General features: G+C 40.0%; 16 protein-coding genes. 13 read left to right on the top strand and 3 right to left on the bottom strand.

Translation table 11 applies throughout. The features are described 5' to 3' along the window. Positions 1–138 precede the first annotated feature (138 nt). Both CSB87_RS09825 and CSB87_RS09820 read right to left on the bottom strand, forming a co-directional pair. Positions 139–1281, bottom strand: a complete 1143-nt coding sequence (locus CSB87_RS09825; protein ID WP_079377820.1) for a fatty acid desaturase family protein — start codon at positions 1279–1281, stop codon at positions 139–141. 30 nt (positions 1282–1311) lie between these two features. Continuing rightward, complete coding sequence (locus tag CSB87_RS09820; protein ID WP_031952025.1) at positions 1312–2337, bottom strand: ferredoxin reductase; 1026 nt, start codon at positions 2335–2337, stop codon at positions 1312–1314. 173 nt (positions 2338–2510) lie between these two features. On the opposite strand from CSB87_RS09820, the gene CSB87_RS09815 reads away from it, so the two are divergent. After that, positions 2511–3149, top strand: coding sequence for a TetR family transcriptional regulator (locus tag CSB87_RS09815; protein ID WP_000027529.1), 639 nt, complete (start codon positions 2511–2513; stop codon positions 3147–3149). A 135-nt stretch (positions 3150–3284) separates the two neighbouring features. Continuing rightward, complete coding sequence (locus tag CSB87_RS09810) at positions 3285–3932, top strand: TetR/AcrR family transcriptional regulator (protein WP_031952023.1); 648 nt, start codon at positions 3285–3287, stop codon at positions 3930–3932. A gap of 79 nt (positions 3933–4011) precedes the next feature. Here the strand turns inward: CSB87_RS09810 and CSB87_RS09805 are convergent, their stop codons facing one another. Beyond that, positions 4012–4629 carry a thiol:disulfide interchange protein DsbA/DsbL gene (locus CSB87_RS09805; RefSeq protein WP_031952021.1) on the bottom strand — a complete coding sequence of 206 codons (618 nt, stop codon included), beginning with the start codon at positions 4627–4629 and terminating at the stop codon, positions 4012–4014. 179 nt (positions 4630–4808) lie between these two features. Between CSB87_RS09805 and ubiG the strand changes: the two genes are divergently transcribed. The 11 genes from ubiG to CSB87_RS09750 all read left to right on the top strand — a co-directional run bounded on the left by ubiG (position 4809) and on the right by CSB87_RS09750 (position 14856). Beyond that, complete coding sequence (gene ubiG / locus CSB87_RS09800) at positions 4809–5522, top strand: bifunctional 2-polyprenyl-6-hydroxyphenol methylase/3-demethylubiquinol 3-O-methyltransferase UbiG (protein WP_002050579.1); 714 nt, start codon at positions 4809–4811, stop codon at positions 5520–5522. Then, the gene (locus tag CSB87_RS09795) at positions 5519–6220 is read left to right on the top strand and encodes an HAD family hydrolase (RefSeq protein ID WP_079377762.1); all 702 of its coding nucleotides are present in this window, start codon (positions 5519–5521) and stop codon (positions 6218–6220) included. Before ubiG ends, CSB87_RS09795 begins: the two co-directional genes overlap by 4 nt. Before the next feature lie 65 nt (positions 6221–6285). Further along, on the top strand, positions 6286–7032 hold the full coding sequence (locus CSB87_RS09790; RefSeq protein WP_004706106.1) for a YciK family oxidoreductase: 747 nt from the start codon (positions 6286–6288) through the stop codon (positions 7030–7032). Between the two features lie 216 nt (positions 7033–7248). Beyond that, positions 7249–7659 (top strand): RcnB family protein, encoded by a 411-nt coding sequence (locus CSB87_RS09785; RefSeq protein ID WP_004884020.1) that lies wholly within the window; start codon positions 7249–7251, stop codon positions 7657–7659. Between the two features lie 224 nt (positions 7660–7883). Continuing rightward, positions 7884–8213, top strand: a complete 330-nt coding sequence (locus CSB87_RS09780) for an RcnB family protein (RefSeq protein WP_004884021.1) — start codon at positions 7884–7886, stop codon at positions 8211–8213. Between the two features lie 120 nt (positions 8214–8333). After that, positions 8334–9689, top strand: coding sequence for an amino-acid N-acetyltransferase (gene argA, locus CSB87_RS09775; protein WP_002050496.1), 1356 nt, complete (start codon positions 8334–8336; stop codon positions 9687–9689). A 333-nt stretch (positions 9690–10022) separates the two neighbouring features. Beyond that, positions 10023–10991 carry a sulfonate ABC transporter substrate-binding protein gene (locus CSB87_RS09770; RefSeq protein WP_004884023.1) on the top strand — a complete coding sequence of 323 codons (969 nt, stop codon included), beginning with the start codon at positions 10023–10025 and terminating at the stop codon, positions 10989–10991. A gap of 71 nt (positions 10992–11062) precedes the next feature. Beyond that, the gene (locus tag CSB87_RS09765) at positions 11063–12046 is read left to right on the top strand and encodes a sulfonate ABC transporter substrate-binding protein (RefSeq protein ID WP_004884025.1); all 984 of its coding nucleotides are present in this window, start codon (positions 11063–11065) and stop codon (positions 12044–12046) included. 26 nt (positions 12047–12072) lie between these two features. Continuing rightward, positions 12073–13248, top strand: a complete 1176-nt coding sequence (gene ssuD, locus CSB87_RS09760; RefSeq protein WP_004884026.1) for an FMNH2-dependent alkanesulfonate monooxygenase — start codon at positions 12073–12075, stop codon at positions 13246–13248. Next, positions 13245–14042 carry an aliphatic sulfonate ABC transporter permease SsuC gene (gene ssuC, locus CSB87_RS09755; protein WP_004884029.1) on the top strand — a complete coding sequence of 266 codons (798 nt, stop codon included), beginning with the start codon at positions 13245–13247 and terminating at the stop codon, positions 14040–14042. Before ssuD ends, ssuC begins: the two co-directional genes overlap by 4 nt. Positions 14043–14055: 13 nt before the next feature. Then, positions 14056–14856: an ABC transporter ATP-binding protein gene (locus tag CSB87_RS09750; protein ID WP_004884031.1), complete on the top strand. Its 801-nt coding sequence runs from the start codon at positions 14056–14058 to the stop codon at positions 14854–14856. Positions 14857–14865: the final 9 nt, after the last annotated feature.

Here is a 14865-nt window from a genome sequence, read left to right as displayed (position 1 = left end):
AAATACAAACTTGGGCATAGTATAGCAAAGGATTTTGACAGGTTGAGTTTATTCCCTACTTTGAAATGTAAGTCTGCACTTTTCATGACTTAAAAATAAAAATAGCCCCTTTTTAGGAGCTATTTACTGGTCTATCTATTAAGCAAATTTGAATTTTGCTTTTAATTTTTCTAATGTCTGCATCACTTTTGCAGTTGTATGGTTTGGTAATGAGCATTTTGCTAAACGCACCCATACACTCCAGAACTGACGCATGAAATTAGCTTCGTTGTAGTGAATACCATATTCTGCACAGAGTGCCTTAATTTTCGGTGCTACTTCTTTATAGCGGTTAGCAGGCATATCTGGAAATAAATGGTGTTCAATTTGATGGCTTAAATTACCACTCATAAAATGAAGCCATTCTGTACCACTAAAATTACTTGAACCACGAATCTGACGTAAATACCACTCTGCCTTAGTTTCAGTGTCGGTATTATCAGGCTCAAATGTTTCTGCATCTTCAGTAAAGTGACCATTAAAAATCACCGCAGATGACCATAAATTACGAATAATATTGGCAACTACATTGCCTACAAAAACCGGTAAAAACATAGGACCAGAGATCACAGGGAAAAATACATAGTCTTTTAAAACTTGGCGTGTGGCTTTTTTACGGACTTTAGCAGAATCTTTCCAAACCTGTTTCCAACTCTTGGTTTTATAAACTAATGCATCTTCAAGATGTAAGTTTTGCACGCCTACATACCATTCAAAGAAAAACATTAACTGTAGACCGAGTGGAATATTAAACAGGTGACGAGGTTCCCACTTCTGTTGATCACTTACTCGTAAAATTCCATATCCGACATCGTGGTCTTTACCGACAATATTGGTGTAGGTGTGGTGTACATAGTTGTGTGTTTCACGCCAGTCATCACCAGAGGCAATGGTATCCCAATCATAGGTATTACCATTCAGACTTGGTTCATTTAACCAGTCAAACTGACCGTGCATAACGTTATGATCAAGCTCCATGTTTTCTACAATTTTAGAAATACCCAGTAAACCTGTACCCAATAACCAGACAGGAGGAATCCAGCCACCAAACATCAACATGCCACGTGATGCGATTTCGGTATAGCGAACAAAGTTACGGACTTTGTAGATATATTTTGCATCTTGCTCACCAAGACTTTTCATAACATCTTGTCGAATCTGTTCAACACGGTGGCCAAATTCTTCAGTTTGTTCCGGTGTTAAATGAGCAGATTTAGAAACTGTAGAAAATTCTAATGCCATATTCATAGGGTTAATCCTCTGTAATTCTTTTTATAGATCAATCGTGACTGGGCTTAATGCCTGGCTCACGCATAGTTTAATTGGACGATTCGGTTGGTCTTCAATTTCACCTGTTAACAGGTTTTGAGTGACTCCGCTCACTTTGGTACAACTGCATTTATTGCAAACACCCATACGGCAGCCATGTTGCGGACGTAGTCCCGCCTGCTCTGCACTGCTCAGTAAATTTGTTTCAGCTAAAAATTCATGTTGAGCACGGCGGAAAATAACAGGCTGTGCTGCATGTGTACCAGTCACTTGAAGTGGTTGGAAATACTCTTGATGAAGCTGAGACTGAGCACCTTTTTGAGCATAAATTTCATTTGCCTGTTGCATCATGCCGTGATGACCACAAACATACGTTGCTGTTTGCTCAAAGTCAGGAACTAGCTTTTGCAGTAAGCTTTCAGTTAAATGCTGCTTTTGCTCGGTAGTATTAAAAAAATGATACTGAAGCTGTGGGTACTGCTCTGCCAAAGCTTTTAATGCAGCATGAAAAATTTCCGCACGATTAAAATAAATGACATGGATTTGTTCAAGCTGCTGTTTTAAAGCTTGCTGCAAGAGTGAATAAATTGCAGTAATACCACTTCCTGATGCAATTAAAATTGCAGGCTGCTGACCTTCATGCAAAGTAAAATCACCTTGTGGCTGTGAAATCTCAACACACTCACCCACATGTAACAGTTGAGCTGCACGAGACACCAAGCCTTGTACTTTAATACCTAAAGTGATTTCACCTTGAGTGGTTACTTCAATAATCGAATAGCTACGTTGTTGATAAACGCCATCGATAAGCAACGTCAATAGAATACTTTGTCCCGCACAAACCTGATCGAAATTAAAATTACGATTTGGTTTAAGTCTAATGAGCACCATATCGGTATGAAGCGGCTGAACAGCGGTAACTTCTGCAAGTACCCTTTTCCAAGCCCAAGTCGCGTTAATTTTCTGCAAAACAAAATCAACGAAATCTTCTCGAACCCAATGTGGTTGATAGTTAAGTGTTGCGTTCATACGTTCCTCTTTTGTTTCTGGCTATTTATTTGAGTGAACACATGTTCGTATAGTGAACATATGTACACTATATTTATAAGTGTTCACTCAGTCAACACTTGTTCACTATTTTTTTTATGAAAGTTTGCTCTTTTTTGTTAGACTTTGGCTCACGGTTTAAATAGGTTTTTTTAATGTCGATACGGGATGAACGAAAACAGCAAAGTCGTCAGGCACTTCTCGATGCAGCCTTGCATCTAAGCACGTCTGGGCGTTCGTTCAGTAGTATTAGTTTGCGTGAAGTTGCACGTGAAGTAGGTTTAGTGCCAACTGCGTTCTATCGTCATTTTCAAGACATGGATGAACTTGGGAAAGAATTGGTTGACCAAGTTGCCCTACATTTAAAAAGCGTTTTACATCAACTCGGCCAAAGTTATTTACAGCACAAATCTGCTAAAACCCAAACCAGCATTGAGCTATTTGTGCAGGCAGTGAACCATAGCCCTAAACAGTGGCAATTCATGATTGCTGAACGTTGGGGAGGTTCCGAAACCGTTCGTGCAGCCATTGCTAGAGAAATTGAATTTTTAATTGAAGATCTAACAACAGATCTGACTAAACTCGAAAATTTTAAACATATTCAAAACCCTCAAGACTTAAATGTCTTATCTACCATTTTGACCAATATGTCATTTACATGGGCAATGACGTGGCTCAACCTCGCCAAACAATATCAAGGTGAGCAACTTAAACAGCAACAAACCGCATTTATTGAAAATGCGTCTACACAAGTTCGCTTACTGTTTAGAGGCATTGCTAACTGGGAACGGTAAAACTGGCAAATGACAAAAAACAGGTTATGTGTTAATACGTAAAGAGTGAAAGAAAAAGGCTAAAATTTCGAGAAAAGTCTTTTCTTTTTACAGGAAGTAAACTATTCGTTAGGCCAAACTGGTGTGGGAATACCTATGAATCTTGATCGTCATACACAATTTTTGATGCGCAAAGAAAAAATTCTAAGCGTTGCAGAAAAATTGTTACTAGAAAACAATCAGGAAATTACTCTAGATGAATTAGTGGCCGAGCTAGATATCGCAAAAGGTACGCTTTATAAACACTTTAGAAGTAAAAATGAACTTCTGCTTGAACTCATTATTCAAAATGAAAAACAAATTTTAGAAATTTCTCAAAAATATAATACTGATTTCAAAGAGTATGCTCCGCGTTACATGCTCCATCATTTGCTCACACCGGGAAAAACAATTTTATTGCATCAGCTTGAAGAAAATCTGACCATGACAGTGTCTAAGTTGAAGCACCTTTTTGAAGAGCTTTATGAAATTCGCCAGCAACGCATTTTAGCAATTAAGGATATTACCGAAAGTTATTTAAAATCATTAAATTATGACATGTCGATTCGTGACTATTTATCTTATATCTGGTCACTGACTTACGGCGCATCACTACTTTTAAATTCGACTTATTATCAGCGTTCGATTGGTTCTCGCCAAAAATTGATTAATTTATATATTAATCAGGCGTTGTCGTTACCCACCCAAACCACCAATTTTGATGCGCTAAATTTTCAGATTGAAGAAGAAAATCATCAAAATTAATTGAATGATTTCGTGATTATGAAATAAATTTTATAAAAAAAGGGCTTCTAATGAAGCCCTTTTTTTAACGCACTCAAAATTATTTTGCTTTACGTTCTTTCTCAATTAAGTAGTTAAGTACTTGAGTAACTTTACCATCTTCACCCTGTACAACATATTTACCATTTACCACTACAGCAGGAACGCCTGTTAATTGGTACTGTTGAGCAAGTTTATTTGACTCGGCAACTTTCGCAGTTACTGCAAATGAGTTGTAAGTGCTATTAAATTTTTGTTCAGGCACACCGTAACGAGTAAAGAATTTAGCCGCAGAAGCCTGGTCAAAAATCTGCTGACCATTTACCTGAATTGCATGGAATAATGGTAAATGCGTGCGCTTACGTACGCCTAATGCCTCAGATGTATAGTAAGTACGCGCCCCTTGTTCCCATACTTTGTTCATAGCAGCTGGTGTACGTACAAAACGTACATCGCTCGGAATCTGTTTTAACCACGCTTGCATATGCGGTTCAAGTTTAAAACAGTGCGGACAACCATACCAAAAGAACTCACGAACTTCGATTTTCCCCGGTACTTCCACTTTGCCTGGATTGGCAATTACGGTATAGTCTTTACCAGCAACGAAATCTGCTGCCATTGCACTACCCGATATGGCCATAATTGCTGCACTCAAACCACCCAAAACCAATTTTTTCATTGTTACAGCTTTTCCTCTAAGTTGTTATGCATTAGCTTATGCCCTAAATATAAAACAAATATGCTAAATTCGTTTTGCTTCTGTGAAGTTTTTTATTGGGTTTATCGCTTTTTTCCCAATAATCGCTACACTAACAGCGAACTACATCAAAAAGATAACCCAAGTTTAGAGGTAGCACCATGTCGCAATTGAATGTTGATTTACAAGAAATCGCAAAATTTGAAGCTCTTGCTGCCAAATGGTGGGATCAACATTCTGAATTTCGCCCACTCCATCAAATTAACCCATTACGTTTAAATTGGATTGATGAACGTGCCGGTGGTCTTGCTGGTAAAAAGGTGCTTGATGTTGGCTGTGGTGGCGGTATTTTAGCTGAAAGCATGGCGCGCCGCGGTGCAGACGTACTCGGCATCGATATGGGAGAAGCGCCTTTAGCAGTAGGTCGTTTACATGCTCAACAAGAAAATGTTCAAAATATTGAATATCGCCAAATTCCAGTTGAAGAGTTGGCTCAAGAACAAGCAGGTCAATATGATGTGGTCACTTGCATGGAAATGATGGAACACGTTCCAGACCCTGCATCTATTGTTAAAGCATGTCAGGCTTTGGTTAAGCCAGGTGGCCATGTGTTCTTCTCCACCATTAACCGTAACCCAAAATCATATTTATTTGCCATTATTGGTGCTGAATACGTACTGCGTATGCTACCAAAAGGTACGCATGATTATCACAAGTTTATTCGCCCGTCAGAAATGGCACATGACATTCGTAATGCAGGTTTAACTTTAAAAGAAATGACAGGTTTGCACTACAACCCAATTACGAAGCGTTATTGGTTAGCACCAAATGTTGATGTTAACTATATGGTTCATACAGTAAAGACAGGTGCATGATGAAAGCTGTTTTATTTGATTTAGACGGCACTCTCATCGATACCGCTGCCGACTTTATTCGCATTATTCAACAAATGTGTCGTGATGCAAGACGCCCTGTTGTAGAAGCAGACCTTATTCGCACTCAGGTGTCTGAAGGTGCACGTGCCATGGTCAAATTGGTCTATCCAGAGCTGGATGTAACCAATCCAATCTTCTTGGCACATCTACAAAATTTTTTAGATATGTATGGCAATAATATTGTCGTCGATACTGACCTGTTTGAAGGGATGTATCCACTTTTAGAAGAGTTAGAAGCTCAGCAAATTCCGTGGGGTATTGTCACCAATAAACCACGTGGTTTAAGTGAATCTCTTCTAGAAAAGCTAAACCTGACTGAACGCTGTGCAGTTTTAGTGTGTCCGGAAGATGTTTCTAAAACTAAACCAGACCCAGAACCGATGTATTTGGCTGCAAAGCAGTTAAATATTCCAGCAGATGAAATTATTTATGTGGGCGATCACCCACGTGATATTGATGCTGGTCGCAATGCCAATATGTATACCATCTTGGCAGCATACGGCTATTTACCTATCGAACATCGTGATGATTTAGCCGCGTGGCAAGCCGATTCGATTGTAAATACGGTGACAGAATTACACGAGATGTTACGTCAAAAGCTTCCTGCTCTACAGGAAAATCAGCGTATGATAAGTTAACACAAGAGTTTTACAGGCTTTTTTAACGGTTATTTATATCAGTATAAAAAGAAGGAGGTTTACCAATGAAATATTCAGAATATCAACCTCGTCCAGATCTACTCAAAGATCGAATTATTTTAATCACCGGTGCAGGTGATGGAATCGGGCGAGCTGCGGCCCTCAGTTATGCTTTACACGGTGCAACTGTGGTTTTGCATGGTAGAACCTTAAATAAACTTGAAGTAATTTATGATGAAATTGAAGGTTTAGGCGCCCCTCAACCTGCAATTTTACCACTCCAGCTTTCGAGTGCTTCTGATCGTGATTATGACTTTTTAGTCAATACGTTAGAAAAGCAATTTGGACGTCTAGATGGTATTTTGCATAATGCCGGTATTTTAGGTGATCGAGTAGAACTTGCCCATTACCCAGCAGAAGTGTGGGATGATGTGATGGCAGTCAATTTACGTGCACCTTTTGCGCTTACTCAAGCCTTACTCCCACTTTTACAAAAATCAGATAACGCTTCTGTTGTGTTTACCAGCTCTGGCGTAGGTCGCGAAGCACGTGCACTTTGGGGTGCTTATTCAGTATCTAAAGTCGCGATTGAAGCTGTGAGCAAGATTTTTGCAGCTGAGCATACTTATCCAAATATTCGCTTTAACTGCATTAACCCAGGTGCAACACGTACTGCAATGCGTGCTAAAGCTTATCCTGAAGAAGATCCAAAAACATTACCAACACCAGAGTCAATCATGCCAGCTTATCTCTATTTAATGGGTGAAGATAGCCTGACGCTCAATGGTCAAAGTATTGATGCACAGGACTAAATAACTATAGATGAAAAGCTAAAATAAATTACGGCCGATCATCACATCTGGCTTGGCTATACCTGAAAAGATATATACAAGCCTTTTTTATTATTGATAAAACACTGGATTTATCCGTAATTTTAATTGAAGCATTAAATGATCTTCACAGTTTCTCTGCATTTTGCGCGTACAGTATTCAACATGAGAGACATCAGATGTAAACGAGGATGCATCATGAAAAAGTTGTTCACCATCTTAGCCCTTAGCATAACTGTACTGACCACCAGTATGGCAAGCTTTGCTGATCCTCCATTTGACCGAGGACATGGCCAGAAAGGACCTAAAGGTGGGCCTCGTGGTGAATGGAATGATCGTGGGCATAAACATGACCGTGACGATCATGAAGATCGTTTTCGCGATGAGCGTCGTATGCGCGAAGAACGCGGTTTTGAGCGTCTAAAACAACATCGCTGGCAGCCAGGCTATGTTATGCCACAGCATTATCGCGGTAATGGCTATAAGGTCGACTATAGAGACAATAACTTACCTAAACCAGACCGTAATCAACAATGGTACAAAATCAATAATGACTATATTTTAGTCGACACAGATTCTAATAGCATTGTTAGCATTCGTGGTTTATAAAACTGATAGCTCCTCACTCATCAGTTAGTAAAAAAGGATAAAGCCCATTGGTTTTATCCTTTTTTTATTTTTATATCAATAAGATATTAAAAATTTATATATTCTAAATTTCTTCTTATTTCCTAGATATTTTTCACATTTATTGTTCTTAGTCTTCACGATTTATCTGTAATTCTTCACTAATCTTCAATTATCGAAATTTAATTTATCATTCGAGGTTCATTATGAAAAAACTAACAACAGCAATTGTTCTTTCAATGAGTGGTTTAATCGCATCAACAGCGATGGCTGCACCAAATGATCATGACCATCATGATAACTACCGAAACCATGACGTCAGACCAGTCAAAGTAATTCATAAAGATGATCGTGCCAATATCTGGCGAGAAGGCCAAGTCGTATCACATGAATATCAGCACCCACGTTATGTCATCGACTATCGCACGCATGATAAATTGACTAAGCCTGGACGTTTTCAAAAATGGTATAAAGTGAACGGTAACTACGTACTCGTAAATGAGCAAAGTCATAAAATTATTAAAGTGATTCGTTAATTTAATAAATCAACAAACACCCAAATGTAATTTGGGTGTTTTTCTATCTAATACATGCGACTTTAAGCTTTTTTGTTTAGAATCATCTTTATATCTTTTTGCTGTTGATTCGAGATCGGTATGCCAACTAAGTCTTTAGAGAAATCACATAATAACACCCAACATTATGTACATTGGTTCCGACATTCAGCACCTTATATTAATGCCCATCGCGATAAAACTTTTGTTTTAATGTTTGGCGGTGAAGCAGTCCGCGATCCTAATTTTGAACACATTATCCATGATATTGCTTTATTGCATTCACTTGGTATTCGCTTAATTTTAGTCCATGGCGCACGTCCACAGATTAATCAAAACCTTAAAGATAAAGGTATCGAAACACCTTTTTATGACAATAGTCGTATTACCACACGCGAATCATTAAGCTGTGTCATGAGTGCTGTTGGGTCTATTCGTTTAGAAATCGAAGCATTGTTATCTATGGGCTTAGCTAACTCTCCAATGTACGGTGCTCGCATAGACGTCGTATCAGGAAACTTCGTAACAGCTAAACCTTATGGTATTCGTGATGGTATGGATTTTCAGCTTACAGGAGAGGTTCGTTCCATAGACACCGACGCGATTGAACGCCATCTTGATAACGATAATATTGTTTTACTTGGTCCAACTGGTTATTCAACCACAGGTGAAGTATTTAATTTAAGAGCTGAAGAAGTTGCAACGAAAACTGCAACCTATTTAAAAGCAGATAAATTAATATTTTTAGGTGAGCAACAAGGTTTGCTCAATGAAGAAGGACAATTATTGCGTGAATTAAGTCCGCATCAACTTGACTACTATATTCAACAATACCAAACCACCAGTCCAACTCTAACTCTACATTTAGAAGAAGCAAAAAAAGCTTCTCTGTCGGGTGTACATCGTGTTCATTTAATTTCATATGCCTATGATGGCGCACTTATTGAAGAACTGTTCACACGTGATGGTGTAGGTACTATGATTACCGATGCACATTATGAAGAAGTTCGTATGGCGCATATTCAAGATGTTGGCGGCTTAATGAACTTATTACGCCCGTTAGAAGAAGAAGGTATTTTGGTTTATCGTTCACGTGAACGTTTAGAGCAAGAAATTAGCCAGTTTGCGGTTATTGAACGAGACGGTATGATTTTGGCCTGTGCTGCCCTTTATCCGATTCCGACGGAGTTTAACGAAACTCGTTCAGCGGAAATTGCTTGTGTAGCAGTACACCCAAGTTATCGTAAATCGAACCGTGGTAGCCAAATTTTGCAATTCCTTGAAGAAAAGGCAAAACAACAAGGCATTCGTCAATTATTTGTTTTAACAACCCGAACTGCACACTGGTTTTTAGAACATGGTTTTCACCAAGTCACCGTTGATGAGTTACCAAATGCCCGTCAAGCACTTTATAACTATCAAAGAAATTCTTTAGTCTTTAAAAAACTGCTTCCTTAGTCTTTGCATTTTTTAAGATATTCTTATTTCAGATAAGCTTAGTCCAAAAAGTACAACCATAAATACGATTAATGTATGGTTGTACTTTTTTTAAATCATTAAATTTTATTCTTTTAATATTTTTCTTTTTATTTACAAAGCCTTAAACACAATTTTCTAAATATTATTTTATTTAATAAATCTTTTTTTTGCATAAGTTTATCGCCGAAAGTTTTTAGCTTTTTTTTGCATAAATAAAGACCGAATACTTATTTTTTATGGAATAAAAATCCCTATAGGGTATCTGCTCATCCAATTATTTTTCTTTTTCTCTTTCGGGGAGCACAAAACCACATGGCACTTTTTAATTCCACTTCATGGGCAAAATATTCAGTCATTGCTGCCAGCCTTGCGGGAGTGATGATGCTAGGTGGTTGTGCCAAAAAAGAGGAACACACCACCACAACTCTAAATATTGGATACCAGAAATATGGCATCCTTCCTATTCTAAAAGCACGTGGTGACTTGGAAAAAGCACTAAAAGACCAAGGTGTACAAGTGAAATGGGTTGAGTTTCCTGCGGGACCTCAATTACTTGAAGGTCTAAATGTCGGAAGCGTTTCATTGGGTGAAGCAGGCGAAGCACCTCCTATTTTTGCTCAAGCGGCCAATCCCAATTTAGTCTATATTGCAAACCAACCGGCTGCACCAAAAGCAGAAGCATTATTGGTACAAAAGGACTCTCCTATTCACTCTATTCAGGATTTAAAAGGCAAACGTGTCGCACTGAATAAAGGTTCGAATGTTCACTATCTTTTATTAAAAGTTTTAGAAGCAAATCACTTGAACTTAAGTGATATTCAACCTGTTTATTTACCTCCATCAGATGCACGTGCTGCCTTTGAAAAAGGCGCTGTCGATGCGTGGGTGATTTGGGACCCGTTCTTTGCAGCAGCTGAACATCAAATTCAAGCTCGTGTTTTAGCGACTGGTGAAAATTTGGTGAGCAATCATCAGTTTTACTTGGCTGATCGTAAATTTGCAGAAAGTAATCCGAAAGTACTCAACACTGTTGTGCAAACGTTAAATCAGACAACTGAATGGGTCAGCACACACCAAGATGAGGCTGCCAAATTACTCGAAAAACCTACGGCACTTGAGTTTGATGTACTCAAAACGTCCATTTCGCGAATGGGTTTTGGAGTTCAGCCAATATCTGACAAGGTCGCCCAAGAACAACAATATGTAGCTGATGCCTTCTACGCGCAAAAGCTCATTCCCAACAAGCTCACCATACAAGAAGCCATTTTAAAACTGAAATAAACCTGGCTTTGGCACAGCTTAAATAACGATATAAATGCTGTGCCTTGCCTTAAGGGAACAAGGGTATCAATATGCAAGATCAGTCATTATTTAAGAAGAGTCAGTGGACTCATTTAGTTAAGCGCTTTAGCGCGCTCGCTGTATTTGGTTTAACAATCGCAGCGCCTGCTTGGGCAATTGACCCAACTGTAAAAGAACTGCGTATCGGTTTCCAAAAAAGCTCGATTAACTTCGCGATTGCCAAGCAACAAAAACTATTTGAACAAGAATTTCCGAATGCCAAAATCACTTGGAATGAATTTCCCGCTGGCCCTCAAATTTTAGAAGCTTTGGCTGTTGGCTCACTCGATGTTGGCGTTACTGGAGACACGCCACCAGTCTATGCTCAAGCCGCTGGCAAGCCTTTATATTATATTGCTTATGAAGCAGCTAAACCTTTAGCGTCGGCAATTTTAGTTCCAAAAAACTCACAGCTTACTCAACTTAAAGACCTGAAAGGCAAACGTATTGCGCTACAAAAAGGTTCTAGCTCACATTACCTACTTGTACAGGCTGTGCGGAAAGCGGGCTTAAAATGGAGCGACATTACGCCAATTTGGCTCACACCTGCCGATGCTCGCGCTGCATTCCAAAAAGGTGCCGTTGATGCATGGGCAATTTGGGATCCTTACTACGCTTCAGCACAATTAGAAGACCAAGCTCGTGTTCTTGCATCTGGTAAAGGCCTAAGCCCGAACTACACCTTTTACTTAGCCGCTCCAAATTTTGTTAAGCAATATCCAAAAGCTGTTCCAGGACTCATCAAGCAGATCAATCAAGCTGACAAATGGGTTCAAAGCCATCAAGCAGAAACAGCAAGTGCGATTGGCCAAAGTACAGGCTTAAAACCTGCAACCAGTGACTTATTCATTAAACGTCGTCCACGTCCATCAGCAGCAGCTCCTCTTAACAGCAAAGTTATTGCTGAACAGCAGCAGCTTGCAGACATCTTTACTCAACAAGGCATCATTCCAAAACCAATCAGCATTAAACAAGCTGTTTGGGGTGCCAAGTAATTTCAATAGACATATAGGTAATGCACATGAAAATTTTCTGGTTTATTCCTACCCACGGTGATAGTCGCTATTTAGGTACAAGTAAAGGCGCTCGTCAGGTTGACCATGCCTATATGAAGCAAATTGCTGTGGCAGTAGATAATTTGGGTTATGAAGGTGTACTTATTCCAACGGGCCGTTCATGTGAAGACCCATGGATTACGGCGGCGAGCCTAATTGATGCAACTCAGCACCTTAAATTTTTAGTTGCGTTACGTCCGGGTGTAACAACACCAGCTTTAGCTGCGCGTATGGCTGCAACTTTTGACCGCTTGTCCAATGGTCGTGTGTTACTCAACTTGGTAACAGGTGGCGATGAAGCAGAACTACGCGGTGACGGTTTATATGAAGATCACTCAACGCGTTATCAAACTGCCAATGAATACGTAAAAATCTGGCGCGAAATTTTGACGCGTTCACATACAGGTGAAGCTTTTACATTCCACGGCGAACGCTTACAAGTCGATGATGCAAAACTACTTTATCCACCTGTTCAAAAACCTTACCCACCTCTTTGGTTTGGCGGTTCTTCAGACGTCGCGGTCGACCTTGCGGCTGAGCAAGTGGACACTTACCTCACTTGGGGTGAACCGCCAGCGGCCGTGAAAGAAAAGATCGAACATGTTCGTGCAAAAGCGGAGGCTAAAGGCCGTAATTTAACTTATGGCATTCGCTTACATGTCATTGTTCGTGAAACCAACGAACAAGCATGGGCAGCTGCTAACGAACTTATTCAGTATCTAGACGATGCAACTATTGCTGCAGCACAGAAAAAATTTGCACAAATGGACTCTGTAGGCCAACAACGTATGGCCGCGTTACATGGCGGCAACCGAGACAAGCTAGAAGTCTCTCCGAACCTTTGGGCAGGTATTGGTTTAGTTCGTGGTGGTGCAGGTACGGCACTTGTAGGTGACCCAGAAACAGTTGCTGCTCGTATTCAAGAGTATGCAGACCTTGGTATTGATACCTTCATTTTCTCAGGCTATCCACACCTTGAAGAATCAATCCGTTTTGCAGAGTTAGTATTCCCGTTATTACCAATTGAAACTCGCGCTAAACTTGCTCAGCCAAATTTAACCGGTCCATTCGGTGAAATTATTGCCAACAACTACGTTCCAGACGAGAAGAAACAAAATAGTTCCGTCAAGGAGCCTGCATGAGTAAAGCTGAAAGTGTGGTTTCACGTGGAACAAAACAAATCGGGCAGCGTTTGCTGCCTTGGATTTTCCCTATTCTTCTATTGGTTGTTTGGCAAATTGCCTCAACTTCGGGTCTTTTAGAAAGCCGTATTTTGCCCGCCCCGACTGCTGTCGTTTCGGCATTTTGGCATCTTTTGGTGAGTGGGGAACTATGGCATCACGTTAAAGTAAGTGCTGGTCGTGCACTGCTTGGCCTTCTAATCGGCGGCGGTTTAGGTTTGCTATTAGGTCTGCTCAATGGATCTTCACGTTTCGCTTCTACCCTGCTCGATACGACCTTGCAAATGATTCGTAATATTCCGGCTCTTGCACTTATTCCATTGGTGATTTTGTGGTTCGGTATTGATGAAACAGCAAAATTATTCTTGGTGGCAGTTGGTGTTTTCTTCCCTATTTATATCAACACCTATCACGGTATTCGTTCAGTCGACCCCCAATTGATTGAGATGGGTAAAAGCTATGGCCTTTCCCGTTTGCAGCTTTACAGAGAAATTATTCTACCGGGTGCGATGCCTTCTATTTTAGTTGGTTTACGTTTTGCATTAGGTTTGGTTTGGGTGTTACTCATTGTAGCTGAGACTATTTCAGCACAAGCAGGTATCGGTTACATGACCATGAATGCGCGTGAGTTTTTGCAAACAGATGTGGTACTCGTCGGTATTCTTCTTTATGCCCTATTAGGTAAGTTAGCCGATGTTTTAGCACAACTTTTGGAACGTTATTTACTACGCTGGCATGCCGGTTATCAAAAATAAAGGAGCTTAAAATATGACAAATCTGAATTTAAATATTAATCAGAATGACGTAGAGCTCATTCCAGAAAATCATCCAGAGTCACAAGAACCCGTAGTAGGTGCAGAGATTCTGATTGAACAGCTTTATAAGTTTTATAGTGAGGTTAAAGTTCTTGAAGATCTTAACCTACATATTCAACCGGGCGAATTTTTAGCTATTGTTGGTCGTAGTGGCTGCGGTAAAAGTACCTTACTACGCTTAATTGCCCAACTTGAAAAAGCAAGTTTTGGTGAGATCAAGTTTAAATCTGCCCGACATTTACGTGAAGGAATTACTAACGATGATATTCGGGTTATGTTCCAAGACCCACGCCTACTTCCTTGGCGAAATATTCTTCAAAATGTTCAACTTGGGCTACCAAAATCGCAACATGCTTTAGCAGAAGAATTATTAGAGAAAGTAGGTTTAAAAGAAAAAGCGGGACAATGGCCTTCACAGCTCTCTGGTGGACAACGACAACGTACCGCCCTAGCTCGTGCGTTATCTCATACTCCCCGTATTTTACTGCTAGATGAACCTTTGGGTGCATTAGATGCGCTCACCCGCCTTGAGATGCAAAGCTTGATTGAACGTTTATGGAAAGAGCAAGGTTTTACTGCCATTTTGGTCACACACGATGTAAGTGAAGCAGTGCAACTGGCCGACCGTATTATCCTATTAGATAAGGGCCAAATTGCCCAAAGTTTTCAAGTGAATTTGCCACGTCCGCGTAAAAAGAGCATCACTTTTGCCCAGCTTGAACAACAAGTACTCGACGCAGTCTTAGCAACTTAAGGTTGAGAT

The organism is Acinetobacter sp. AR_0276, from assembly GCF_003000705.1.
GTDB classification, from domain to species: domain Bacteria; phylum Pseudomonadota; class Gammaproteobacteria; order Pseudomonadales; family Moraxellaceae; genus Acinetobacter; species Acinetobacter nosocomialis.
The sequence above is the reverse complement of the archived record's forward strand: the minus strand, read 5'-3'. Positions and strand labels throughout refer to the sequence as shown.

Excerpts from the sequence above, each read along its gene's own strand:
- CSB87_RS09765 (WP_004884025.1), top strand. The coding sequence starts at position 11,063 with ATGCAAGATCAGTCATTATTTAAGAAGAGTCAGTGGACTCATTTAGTT.
- ubiG (WP_002050579.1), top strand. The coding sequence starts at position 4,809 with ATGTCGCAATTGAATGTTGATTTACAAGAAATCGCAAAATTTGAAGCT.
- CSB87_RS09805 (WP_031952021.1), bottom strand. The coding sequence starts at position 4,629 with ATGAAAAAATTGGTTTTGGGTGGTTTGAGTGCAGCAATTATGGCCATA.
- argA (WP_002050496.1), top strand. The coding sequence starts at position 8,334 with ATGCCAACTAAGTCTTTAGAGAAATCACATAATAACACCCAACATTAT.
- CSB87_RS09815 (WP_000027529.1), top strand. The coding sequence starts at position 2,511 with ATGTCGATACGGGATGAACGAAAACAGCAAAGTCGTCAGGCACTTCTC.
- CSB87_RS09795 (WP_079377762.1), top strand. The coding sequence starts at position 5,519 with ATGATGAAAGCTGTTTTATTTGATTTAGACGGCACTCTCATCGATACC.
- CSB87_RS09780 (WP_004884021.1), top strand. The coding sequence starts at position 7,884 with ATGAAAAAACTAACAACAGCAATTGTTCTTTCAATGAGTGGTTTAATC.
- CSB87_RS09750 (WP_004884031.1), top strand. The coding sequence starts at position 14,056 with ATGACAAATCTGAATTTAAATATTAATCAGAATGACGTAGAGCTCATT.
- CSB87_RS09825 (WP_079377820.1), bottom strand. The coding sequence starts at position 1,281 with ATGGCATTAGAATTTTCTACAGTTTCTAAATCTGCTCATTTAACACCG.
- CSB87_RS09785 (WP_004884020.1), top strand. The coding sequence starts at position 7,249 with ATGAAAAAGTTGTTCACCATCTTAGCCCTTAGCATAACTGTACTGACC.
- CSB87_RS09820 (WP_031952025.1), bottom strand. The coding sequence starts at position 2,337 with ATGAACGCAACACTTAACTATCAACCACATTGGGTTCGAGAAGATTTC.
- CSB87_RS09810 (WP_031952023.1), top strand. The coding sequence starts at position 3,285 with ATGAATCTTGATCGTCATACACAATTTTTGATGCGCAAAGAAAAAATT.
- ssuC (WP_004884029.1), top strand. The coding sequence starts at position 13,245 with ATGAGTAAAGCTGAAAGTGTGGTTTCACGTGGAACAAAACAAATCGGG.
- CSB87_RS09790 (WP_004706106.1), top strand. The coding sequence starts at position 6,286 with ATGAAATATTCAGAATATCAACCTCGTCCAGATCTACTCAAAGATCGA.
- ssuD (WP_004884026.1), top strand. The coding sequence starts at position 12,073 with ATGAAAATTTTCTGGTTTATTCCTACCCACGGTGATAGTCGCTATTTA.
- CSB87_RS09770 (WP_004884023.1), top strand. The coding sequence starts at position 10,023 with ATGGCACTTTTTAATTCCACTTCATGGGCAAAATATTCAGTCATTGCT.